This window comes from Pseudescherichia vulneris, assembly GCF_902164725.1.
Classification (GTDB): Bacteria; Pseudomonadota; Gammaproteobacteria; order Enterobacterales; family Enterobacteriaceae; genus Pseudescherichia; species Pseudescherichia vulneris.
The window spans coordinates 3,209,049-3,220,235 of the sequence record NZ_LR607338.1 but is presented as its reverse complement, the minus strand read 5'-3'; the positions used below and the strand labels follow the sequence as shown (position 1 = coordinate 3,220,235).

Below are 11,187 nucleotides of genomic sequence, written 5' to 3'. Positions count from 1 at the left end.
GGCGCATAGCGCGGGGGCTGGCATGAGAGCTTAACGCTTACAGGGCCATATCGTGCTGGGCAGGCGCGGCTTCTGCCGGTTTTGCCTGCGGCATGGACTGCGCTGCGTCCTTCATCTGAATGACCGGCGGTTTGGTCAGGTTCAGCGTAGAGGCGGTTTCATCCCAAACCTGCTGGGTGAGCGCCACGTTGCCGTTCAGCTTCTGACCGTAGGTCGGTACGATGGCATGCAGTTTTTCCTGCCACTGCGCCGAAGCAAACTGTGCCGGGAAGAGCTGCTTGATCACGTTGATAGAGATAGGCGCTGCGGTGGATGCGCCAGGCGATGCGCCGAGCAGCGCCGCCAGGGTTTTCTGCTGATCGGTAACGATTTCAGTACCGAGTTTCAGCACGCCACCTTTATCTGCGTCTTTCTTGATGATCTGCACGCGCTGACCAGCCTGGATCAGTTTCCAGTCTTCTTTACGCGCCGACGGATAGTACTCTTTCAGCGCCTCGAAGCGGTCATCCTCGCTCAGCATCACCTGTCCAATCAGGTATTTCACCAAATCGAAGTTATCCAGACCGACATCGGTCATCGGGATCACGTTCTTGGTAGTCGTAGTGCTTAGCAGGTCAAAGAATGAACCCTGTTTCAGGAACTTAGTGGAGAAGGTCGCGAATGGCCCAAACAACACCACGCGTTTGCCATCAAGGTAACGGGCATCCAGGTGCGGAACCGACATCGGCGGCGCGCCCACGGAAGCCTGACCGTAGACTTTCTCGGTGTGCTGACGGGTAATTTCCGGGTTCTCGGTCACCAGGAACGAACCACCTACCGGGAAGCCTGCATAGTTATCCGCTTCCGGAATACCGGTTTCTTGCAGCAGCTTCAGCGCGCCGCCGCCAGCACCGATAAAGACGTACTTCGCGTCAACCGCACGCTCTTTACCGCTCTTCACGTCGGTAATGGTTACGTGCCAGGAGTTGTCACCGTTACGTTCAAAGTCAGTCACTTCGGAGCCGGTTTCAAGCTTGAAGTTGCTGGTCTTTTTCAGGCTGCCCACCAGCTGACGGGTGATCTCGCCATAGTTAACGTCGGTACCGACCGGGGTCCAGGTGGCGGCAACGCGCTGCTGCGGATCGCGGCCCTCAATGATTAGCGGCGCCCATTTTTTGATCTGCTGCTGGTCGGTAGAGAACTGCATGCCCTGGAACAGGGTCGTCTGCTGCAATGCCGCGTAACGCTTGGTCAGATAGTCAACGTTGTCGCCCCAGACAAAGCTCATGTGTGGGGTGGAGTTGATGAAGGAGTGCGGATCGTTCAGCACGCCGCGCTTCACTTGAGATGACCAGAACTGACGCGAGATCATGAACGCTTCGTTGATCTCCAGCGCTTTGGTCACGTCAATCGAGCCGTCTGCACGCTCAGGCGTGTAGTTCAGTTCCATGTTGGCGGAGTGTCCCGTACCGGCGTTGTTCCAGCCGTTAGAGGATTCCAGCGCAACGCCGTCCAGTTTCTCAACCATAACCTGTTTCCAGTCAGGCTGAAGTTCTTGTAACAGCGTCCCCAGAGAGGCGCTCATGATACCGCCGCCAATCAACAGTACATCTGTTTTCTCGGCAGTGTCTGCAGCGTGGACGTTAGAGGCAACAAGCATCGCGATAAGTGAAAAAGCGGGAACTACTTTTCTGAAATGTGACATGTGTTATTGCAATCAACTTAATTTGAACAAATAGGCGATTATTTTAACGGATTGGCTAACAATTTAAAGCTGTTATTAAACAAATTGTTAACAGCCACACTGAGCATGCGGAATTAATAACACAAGTGATTATAAATAAAAGAAATAAAATTGACTCGATTCAGCTAACCATGTGAGTTGTATGGTCTGAAAAGCATACCCGCGTCCCGTCGGGTAAGAGGATCTTCCCTAGAATCTGGCTCCGCCTCTACTGTTAGGGTTATAATCCTGGCACGACTTTACTGGATTTAGCGACAAACATGACAAAGTTAACCCTTCAAGAGCAGATGCTGAAGGCTGGCTTAGTGACCAGCAAAAAAGTGGCGAAAGTGCAGCGCACCGCCAAGAAATCGCGGGTTCAGGCGCGTGAGGCCAGAGAGGCGGTAGAAGAGAACAAAAAGGCCCAGGCTGAACGCGACAAGCAGCTTAGCGAGCAGCAGAAGCAAGCCGCCATGGCCAAAGAGTATAAGGCGCAGATTAAACAGCTGATTGAAATGAACCGCATCACTATTTCACGCGGCGATATCGGCTATAACTTCACCGACGGCAGTCTGATCAAAAAAATCTACGTGGACAAAACCACTCAGGCGCAGCTTATTAGCGGTCGTCTCGCCATTGCCCGTCTGGCTACGGACAACAGCGCTGAGAGCGAATACGCCATCATACCAGCAAGCGTTGCTGACAAGATTGCCCAGCGTGATGCGAGCTACATTGTATTGCGTAGTGAGCTTAGCGAGCAGGCGAAGGACGAAGACGATCCGTATGCCGATTTCGTCGTGCCTGACGATTTGATGTGGTAAGCAAAAGTAGGCCGGATAAGCGCAGCGCTATCCGGCTTTCTTACAGGGGTTACTTAACCGGACGCATCGCTGGGAAGAGGATCACATCGCGGATGGTGTGGCTGTTGGTAAACAGCATCACCATACGGTCGATACCAATGCCCAGCCCTGCCGTAGGCGGCAGGCCGTGCTCGAGCGCGGTCACGTAGTCCTCGTCAAAGAACATCGCTTCGTCGTCACCGGCGGCTTTCGCATCCACCTGGTCCTGGAAACGCTGAGCCTGATCTTCCGCATCGTTCAGCTCGCTGAAGCCGTTGCCGATCTCACGTCCACCGATAAAGAACTCAAAGCGGTCGGTGATCTCCGGGTTCTCGTCATTACGACGCGCCAGCGGCGACACTTCTGCCGGGTACTCGGTGATGAAGGTCGGCTGGATCAGATGCGCTTCGGCCACTTCATCAAAGATTTCCGTGACGATACGGCCCAGTCCCCAGCTCTTCTCAACGTGAATACCGATCGACTCGGCCAGCGCCTTCGCCGCGTCGAAGTCATCTAGATCCGCCATGTTGGTTTCCGGACGGTACTTCCCGATCGCCTCGCGCATGGTCAGCTTCTCGAACGGCTTGCCGAAGTCGAAGGTCTCCTCACCATAAGGCACCTCGGTGGTACCCAGAATGTCCTGCGCCAGGGTGCGGAACAGGGACTCGGTCAGTTCGATCAGATCTTTATAGTCCGCGTACGCCATGTAGAGTTCCATCATAGTGAACTCTGGGTTATGGCGAACGGAGACGCCTTCGTTACGGAAGTTACGGTTGATCTCGAAGACGCGCTCGAAGCCGCCCACCACCAGACGCTTGAGGTACAGCTCCGGCGCGATACGCAGGTACATGTCCATGTCCAGCGAGTTATGATGGGTGATGAACGGACGTGCGGAGGCACCGCCCGGGATCGCCTGCATCATCGGGGTTTCCACTTCCATAAAGTCGCGGTTAACCATGAACTGGCGAATGCCCGCTAAAATCTGTGAACGCACCTTAAAGGTCTTGCGGGACTCATCGTTGGAGATGAGATCCAGGTAGCGCTGACGGTAGCGGGCTTCCTGATCCTGCAGGCCGTGGAACTTGTCCGGCAGCGGGCGCAGGGCCTTGGTCAGCAGGCGCAGCTCGGTGCAGTGAATGGAGAGCTCGCCGGTCTTGGTCTTGAAGAGTTTACCTTTCGCGCCGAGGATATCCCCGAGGTCCCACTTCTTAAACTGCTCGTTGTAGATGCCTTCCGGCAGGTCGTCACGGGAGACGTAGAGCTGAATACGGCCGCCGACGTCCTGCAGGGTGATGAAGGATGCCTTACCCATGATACGGCGGGTCATCATACGACCGGCCACGCTCACTTCGACGTTCAGCGCGTCCAGCTCGTCGTTCTCTTTCGCATCAAACTCGGCGTGCAGCGCATCGGAAGTGCTGTCACGACGGAAGTCGTTCGGAAACGCAACGCCCTGCTCACGCAGCTGCGCCAGCTTCTCGCGGCGGGTTTTTAGTTCACTGTTAAGATCGATTGCCTCATCGGCTTCTTGCACCAGTTGTTCGGACATGTTGTCTCCTTATAGCGTTAATCACGACTGGGATGCTGTACGCAGGGGGCCGGAGACATGAAAACCAACCTTACACCGGCCAGCAGCGCGACAATCAACGCCACGCAGCCGAAGGTCCACAGTCCCATCTGCGAAAAAAAGTGTTGGTAAGCCGCGAGCGCGGCGGTGCCGGTCTGCGGCTCGGCGGTCTGCTGTGCAACCACCCCCGCTAACCAGTTAGCAACAGCGCCGGTTGCCAGCATATAGATGCCGGTCAGAACCCCGGCCACGCCGGGCATGTTGAAACGGGTAATTTGCGCCATCGCTACCGGATCGATAAACAGCTCGGCAAAACCCATCATTGCCAGACCGGTAATCATCAGGCCCATAGAGGCTTGCCCATCCTGCTGTCCACTGTGAGCGTTGATTGCCAGCAGCATAAAACCACCGGCCATCAGCCCGAGGCCAAACGCAAACTTCAGCCACATACGCAGCGCAGAATGGACGCTGCCTCCGGGGCTCGCTAGCCATGCCAGCACCACACCCGCAGCCATCACGGCAACGGCATTGACCGACTGGAACAGCGCGGTCGGAACCTCTGCATGCAAAATGTGACGATTAACAAAGCGATCGATGAACAGGCTGATAGAGCTACCGCCCTGCTGGGCCAGCACCCAGAACAGCGTGCCGGTCAGCATCAGCAGGATAATCTGCCACAGCGCACGACGGTGCTCTGGGAACTTCACCATGATGCGCGCCACAATGCGGGCGGCGATGACGCAGACGATCGCTAGTAGGTAGCCAGCCCAGTTATTTTTCAGCAGCAGAGAGAAGAAGAACGGAGCCACGCACAGGAGCAGCACCATCCATGCCCAGGCGGGAAGCATAAACGTCGTCGCGCTAAGAGCGGGTTTGTTCACCCGACGAGCATGACGAAAATAGCGGTGGCCGCTTAAAAAGATCGCCAGACCGATGAACATGCCGATTCCCGCCAGGGCAAAACCTGCATGCCAGCCATACCAGTGTGCCACTAGCCCACAGGCTATCGGCGAGGCTATTGAGCCGACATTGCCGGCCGCATAGAGCAATGCAAAACCACCGTCCCGGCGCGTATCCTCTGGCGTATACATTTCGCCAAGCAGGCAGCTAACGTTGGATTTAAACAGGCCGTAGCCGCAGATAATAATGGCCAGCGCAAGATAGAGACTTTTTGTGGAGTCAGAGCCCAGGCCCAACACGACATGTCCAAGGGTCATTAATAGCGCGCCAGCAATGACCGCCGTGCGGTTGCCAAGCAGGCGGTCGGCAAGCCAGCCACCGAGAATAGGAGTAACGTAAACTAAAGAGGCGTAGGCGCTGAACAGGCTTATAGCATGCCTGTCATCGAAGCCAAGCTGATGGGTAAGGTAGAGGATGAGTAAGGCACGCATGCCGTAAAAGCTGAAGTATTCCCAGATTTGGATCGCGACGATGTAGTAAATCGCACGCGGCTGTGAGGGTGTTTTCATAGGGTCTCCCTGGGCTAGCTAGGTTTGCCGGGTGGCGCTACGCTTACCTGGCCTACGATCCCGCAGGCCAGGTAGACGTCTTTATTGTTTATTTATCGTTTTTCAGCACCTTAACGGTGTAGCGACCATCCTTCTGGCGATAGGCACCGTGAATATCGGTTTCAAAGCCTGGATAGTGCGCGCCGATTTCGCACAGCATTTGCAGGAACTCCAGCACCGGACGGCTCTCTTCGGTGATCATCTCGCCTGGCATCACCAGCGGCACACCCGGCGGGTACGGGAGGATCATGTTGGCATTGACACGGCCAACCATCTCTTCGAGGTAGACTTCCTCAGTTTGACCGTGCAGCTCTTTCTGGAATGCGGCAAACGGCGTCATCACCATCGACGGCAGGACTTCAAATGCGCGGAACATCAGATCCGGCAGGTTGTGTTTCTCAACCAGCTTGTGAATATTCTGCGCCAGCTCCTGAACACGCATGTTTTCATAGAACTCTGGATCCTCGCGGTACAGCGATGGCAGAAGATTTTTCACCCGCAGGTTCAGATCGAAGCCGCGTTTGAAATCGGTCAGAGCGCGGAGCAGGCTCAGCGCCTTGGTTTTATCAATACCGATGCTGAACAGGAACAGCAGGTTGTAAGGCCCGGTTTTCTCTACCACGATACCGCGCTCGTCCAGGTACTTCGCCACGATGCTGGCCGGGATCCCGAACTCATCCATCGCGCCGTCTTTGGTCATCCCCGGCGTCAGAATGGTGACCTTGATTGGATCAAGGTACATATGCTCGTTATCGATGTTTTTGAAACCGTGCCAGCTGCTGTCGGAACGCAGCGGCCAGCATTCAGGTTCATCAATATGCTCCGGCTGCCAGACATCAAAGAACCACCCTTCAGACTCCCCTTTCAGGCGCTTGATCTCTTTACGGAACTTGATAGCACGCTGGATAGAGCCGTCGATCAGGCGCTTACCGGCATTGCCTTTCATCATCGCTGCCGCAGTTTCGGTGGAGGCCACGATGCCGTAGTGCGGCGAGGTGGTGGTGTGCATCATAAAGGCTTCGTTGAAGGTCTCTTCGTTAACGTCACCCTTCACGTGGATCATTGATGCCTGAGAGAAGGCGGCCAGCAGCTTGTGCGTGGACTGGGTTTCATAGATCACCTTCCCTTCCACGCGGCCGCCGCTCATACCACACTTACCGGCATAGATAGGTGAGAAGTTGGTATAAGGCACCCAGGCAGAGTCAAAGTGGATTGACTTCACGTCCAGGGTTTTCTTGATGTAGTCCGTGTTATAGAGCAGACCATCATAGGTAGAGTTGGTAATTACCGCGTGTACCGGCCAGGTGGCATTGCGGGTCTCTTTGACACGCTTAGCGATAGTGGCATGCTGGAATTCACTCTGCGGGATCCCACCGAGAATGCCGTAGGCGTTACGGGTCGGGCGGAAATAGATTGGCGTAATGTCGCTCATCATCATCAGATGCGTCAGCGATTTGTGGCAGTTACGGTCAATCAGTACGGTGCTGCCCGCTGGCGCGGAGTACATGCCGACGATTTTATTGGCGGTCGAGGTTCCGTTGGTCACCATATAGCTGCGCTCGGCATTAAATACGCGCGCGATATACTCTTCCGCTTCTTTATGCGGACCGCTGTGATCCAGCAGGGAGCCCAGCTCGGAGACTGAAATCGAGACGTCCGATTTCATGGTATTCGGGCCAAAGAAGTCATAAAAGAGGCTGCCGACCGGGCTTTTCTGGAAAGCCGTGCCACCCATGTGGCCTGGAGTACAGAAGGTGTATTTGCCTTCACGAACATATTTGAACAGCGCTTTGGTTAACGGCGGCAGAATGGCATCGATGTACTCATCGGTGTTCTGCTTAATTTTATGAGCGATGTCTTCAGCGGCACCCAGCGCATACTCAAAGAAACGTACCTGCATGCGCAGATCGTTGAGGCTAACGTCCAGGGTGGAATAGGTGTTAGCGAACGCGTACAGCGGCATGTACTCGTTCATCTTGCTGATCTCTTCGCACAGTTCGAGATTGTATTTATCCCAGTCGAAGATAACGCCACACAGGCGAGCATTGTTTTCAATCAGCTTCAGCAGATCGTCGCGGTCGTTAGGGTAAACAACGCGAAAATCGAGGCGTTCAAGTGCACGATGGAGTTCACGGATAGGCTCTTCTTTGAAGTAAACGCCCATGTGATTCATGATAGCAATAACGTTCATAATCTAATCTCCGGGTAGAGCAAGCCCCTCCCGCCGTAGATGACAGGTGAAGGAAGGGCTACAGGAAAGGGTTAAGGTTTACAGTGCGCTAGCGGTCTCTCTTTCGGCAGCGTCGTTGTTAAGCTGGCGCTGGTGCATTTTGCGACCGTAGAACATCAGGATGATCAGGCTGACGATGAAGGTTCCGGCCAGTTCAAAGGAGCTGGCACCCATCAGGGCGATAAAGCAGAATCCACAGCCCAGCACGGAGCAGATCAGGCTCACGAAGTTACGGACGTTGATGCCCTCGAAGCGGATCAGGTCTACACAGGAGTAGAAGTAAGGCAGCATAGTCAGCAGTACTGCGATACCGGTCAGCTCACCAAACAGGTCGGATGCTTTACCTCCGGCAGAGTTCATCATGGTGATCAGCACCATCAGAACGGTCATTTTGACTGCGGCCAGCAGCAGGCCTTTTTTCGGAATGCCGTTGCTATCGACTTCGCCATACACTTTCGGGAAGTTGTTATCGTTAGCAGCACGAACACCGGCCTGGCCGACCAGCATCATCCAGGAGCCCAGCGAGGTCAGGCAGGCAAACGCGGTGAACGCGGAGACAATCGGCGCTGCCCAACCGCCAAGGATGGTGGAAGCACTGACGGCAAACGGCGCACCGGAGGAAGCCATCTCAGCTGCGGGATACATACCGGCGATAACCTGAGTTGCTGCGATATAGACAATACCGGCCAGCGCCGTACCCAGCATGGTTGCCAGCGGGACGGTACGTTTCGGGTTTTTCACCATACCGGTACTGACCGCGGCGGATTCAACGCCCACAAAGGCCCACAGGCAGAGCAGGATACTTTTGATTACCGCATGGGTGTCTGTGGTGGTGGACGTATTCCAGTTGGCCTGATAAATAGTCATATCAAACCAGTGCCAACCTACTACTGCGGTGATGACGACCGGAATAAGCACCAGCACCAGGCCGATAGTCGTCAGGCGGCTCACCCAGGTACCGCCAAGCATATTGACGAAGGTAAAGAGCCATACAATGGCAATACAGGCGATACCGGCAGGAACAGGGTTATTTAATACCGGGAAAAACGTAGAAAGATAAGAGACGGCGGTGATCCCAATAGCCAGGTTACCAATCCAGTTTGCATGATAATAAAGGACGCCGGTCTGGAAACCAAAGGCTGGCGATATCTCCCCTGCATAGGCAATAGGGCCACCCTGCTGTGGGTTTTTAGTGGCCAGTCGTGCATAAACGTAGGCCAGGGACATGGCACCAATAATAGAGATGACCCAACCCCAGATTGAAATAGCACCGATGCTCGCGAGGTTTGCAGGTAAGAGTGCAATACCGCTACCCATCATATTCCCGGCAACTACACCGGTACAGGCAAAGAGCCCGATCTTTTTGGCAGTACTCATGTTTCGTTGTCTCCTGAGAGTTATTTGGAGGTACGGATCATGAGTTGAAGCGCGTTATTGATCCGACCAACTGCCAACGAGGTTACGGATCTGAACGAACAAAGTCCTAAGGATAAAGTGAAATAAAAACAAACTGCAAAAAAGTGACACCCTGACCTTTCTGAGTTAAATATCAGGATAACATCCAAAGGTCAGGAAAAGATAAACATCTTTAAATTACAGTCTGTTACGCAGGTAAAATAGCGCTAAGTAAATTCTCACCCAAGACATAAGCAGACATTTAAATAACAAAACCAACCATTATTTAAACATTTATTTAACCTTATAATAGGTTATTTATTCTTGCGAGAGAAAATTATCGAGATAAGGAACCACGCGAGTCACCGACGTTTGAAATACGCTGTTTTCAATCCAGTAGAGCGTGTTATCACCCGGACGTAAATTAAAGGCGGTAATATAGGCATCTGCAGCCAGGCGATTCTGTCCCTTCATTTCATAAACCTTACCCAACAGCACATAGCTCATCCATGTCATTTCCAGATCGATAGACTTATTGATGGCTTTATAAGCTTCATCAACGTTACCTTTGCCAAGCAGATCGACGGTTTTAATTTGATAAAAAATAGCCATCTCTTGCATACCCGACGCATCGCTTACTTGCGTTATCTCGCTATTAAGTACGGCAAGCTGCTTTTCATTCAACGGCTGCTGGGAGTGACGTAAGACATCGACGAGTGCTTTCTCTGCTCTCGCATAGATAAACTCTGGAGACTGTTTCAATATCTCATCTAAAAGGTCACTGGCTTTACCTAATGAGTCAACGTCGCCTTTCATTAATAGCTGATGAGCCTGGTAAAAGGTGACTAAAGACGTGCTCTGTGCAGGCATATACTGGGCAAGCATTGTCTGTAAACGTTCCGGCCACGGCTGGGTCAGCGCTTCCGACAGGCTGTTCATGAGATCGTTCTGAATCGATAGCTGGTTGTCGCTGGTCACGAAATAGCGTTTATCCAACATGGTTGAACCGTCCGCGTTATCCACCAGTTTAATTGACATAAAGCACTGCTGGGCACGGTAGTGACGCTGATTGACAAACTCAATGGTCAGCGTTTTACCGGAGCTACTGGGTTCGTTGATGTTGTAATTCGTTTTGTCATGAACCATAAAGGTTGAGAAGGTGTTCAACGTAGTGGTGATCAAGCTGCCCAGCCCTACCGCGTAGGCGTGCTGCGAACTGCGATTGGTACAGCCGCTGCTATCGACTAAATGAATATCGATATCGCGCGGGTTGAGCAGCAGGCGCGTTTTAGTTACCGGTGGATGGGAATCAATAGTTGCCAGCGCAACCAGCGCTACGCATGAGCCCAGCGCCAGCAGGAACAATCCCCAAACAATAAACGTATTTAGCCTGCTGCGGATCGTAGGTTTTTCAACGTCGGGCTCGGCCAGGACCGTAGGCTGTACGTCTGGTGCTGATGGCGCGGCAACGTCTGTCTCGTCTTCCCCTTCATTACGCCAGATAACCGGTACCGTTAGCTTATAGCCCCGTTTAGGGACCGTAACGATATACTCAGGGGCGTTTGCATCGCCATCCTTTAGCGATTTACGTAGCTCGGAAATACTCTGGGTCACCACGTGGCCGGTGACGACACTGCGTGTCCAGACGTTATCAATCAATTCGTCCCGAGTCAGAACCTGCCCTGGATGTCGAGCGAAGAAGACCAGAAGATCGATCAAGCGCGGCTCAAGGGTAAGCTGACGTCCCTGACGGCTAATCTGGTTAACAGAGGGTGTAACCAGCCATTCACCTACATACACAACGGGCTGTTGCATATAAAACGCCCCAAAGCGAAATAGAAAAAGAGGGGCAGAAGTATACCATGATTCAAAGTACTATCGACGGCAGCTACCGCCACTGAAAATGAACGCTACGGCGTTGCTCGCACTATTTTATAAATTAATCA

Annotated in this window: 7 protein-coding genes; 1 reads left to right on the top strand and 6 read right to left on the bottom strand. The window is 53.3% G+C overall.

The features are described 5' to 3' along the window. Positions 1–37: 37 nt before the first annotated feature. Positions 38–1,684, bottom strand: a complete 1,647-nt coding sequence (gene mqo, locus FN633_RS13400; protein ID WP_154058035.1) for a malate dehydrogenase (quinone) — start codon at positions 1,682–1,684, stop codon at positions 38–40. Positions 1,685–1,983: 299 nt separating this feature from the next. Between mqo and FN633_RS13395 the strand changes: the two genes are divergently transcribed. Then, positions 1,984–2,523, top strand: a complete 540-nt coding sequence (locus FN633_RS13395) for a DUF2058 domain-containing protein (RefSeq protein WP_154058034.1) — start codon at positions 1,984–1,986, stop codon at positions 2,521–2,523. Between the two features lie 49 nt (positions 2,524–2,572). On the opposite strand, the gene lysS is transcribed toward FN633_RS13395, so the two are convergent. From lysS to cadC, 5 genes are all read right to left on the bottom strand, one after another. Next, positions 2,573–4,090: a lysine--tRNA ligase gene (gene lysS, locus FN633_RS13390; RefSeq protein WP_154058033.1), complete on the bottom strand. Its 1,518-nt coding sequence runs from the start codon at positions 4,088–4,090 to the stop codon at positions 2,573–2,575. A gap of 17 nt (positions 4,091–4,107) precedes the next feature. Continuing rightward, the gene (locus tag FN633_RS13385) at positions 4,108–5,577 is read right to left on the bottom strand and encodes a POT-type proton-dependent oligopeptide transporter (protein ID WP_154058032.1); all 1,470 of its coding nucleotides are present in this window, start codon (positions 5,575–5,577) and stop codon (positions 4,108–4,110) included. An 88-nt stretch (positions 5,578–5,665) separates the two neighbouring features. Further along, positions 5,666–7,807, bottom strand: coding sequence for a lysine decarboxylase CadA (gene cadA, locus FN633_RS13380; RefSeq protein WP_042389477.1), 2,142 nt, complete (start codon positions 7,805–7,807; stop codon positions 5,666–5,668). 78 nt (positions 7,808–7,885) lie between these two features. Further along, positions 7,886–9,223 carry a cadaverine/lysine antiporter gene (gene cadB / locus FN633_RS13375; RefSeq protein WP_154058031.1) on the bottom strand — a complete coding sequence of 446 codons (1,338 nt, stop codon included), beginning with the start codon at positions 9,221–9,223 and terminating at the stop codon, positions 7,886–7,888. Positions 9,224–9,559: 336 nt separating this feature from the next. Beyond that, the gene (cadC, locus tag FN633_RS13370; protein ID WP_154058030.1) at positions 9,560–11,056 is read right to left on the bottom strand and encodes a lysine decarboxylation/transport transcriptional activator CadC; all 1,497 of its coding nucleotides are present in this window, start codon (positions 11,054–11,056) and stop codon (positions 9,560–9,562) included. Positions 11,057–11,187: the final 131 nt, after the last annotated feature.

Bases quoted from the DNA above. Each gene is read 5' to 3' on its own strand.
- mqo (WP_154058035.1), bottom strand. From the start codon at position 1,684: ATGTCACATTTCAGAAAAGTAGTTCCCGCTTTTTCACTTATCGCGATG.
- FN633_RS13395 (WP_154058034.1), top strand. From the start codon at position 1,984: ATGACAAAGTTAACCCTTCAAGAGCAGATGCTGAAGGCTGGCTTAGTG.
- lysS (WP_154058033.1), bottom strand. From the start codon at position 4,090: ATGTCCGAACAACTGGTGCAAGAAGCCGATGAGGCAATCGATCTTAAC.
- FN633_RS13385 (WP_154058032.1), bottom strand. From the start codon at position 5,577: ATGAAAACACCCTCACAGCCGCGTGCGATTTACTACATCGTCGCGATC.
- cadA (WP_042389477.1), bottom strand. From the start codon at position 7,807: ATGAACGTTATTGCTATCATGAATCACATGGGCGTTTACTTCAAAGAA.
- cadB (WP_154058031.1), bottom strand. From the start codon at position 9,223: ATGAGTACTGCCAAAAAGATCGGGCTCTTTGCCTGTACCGGTGTAGTT.
- cadC (WP_154058030.1), bottom strand. From the start codon at position 11,056: ATGCAACAGCCCGTTGTGTATGTAGGTGAATGGCTGGTTACACCCTCT.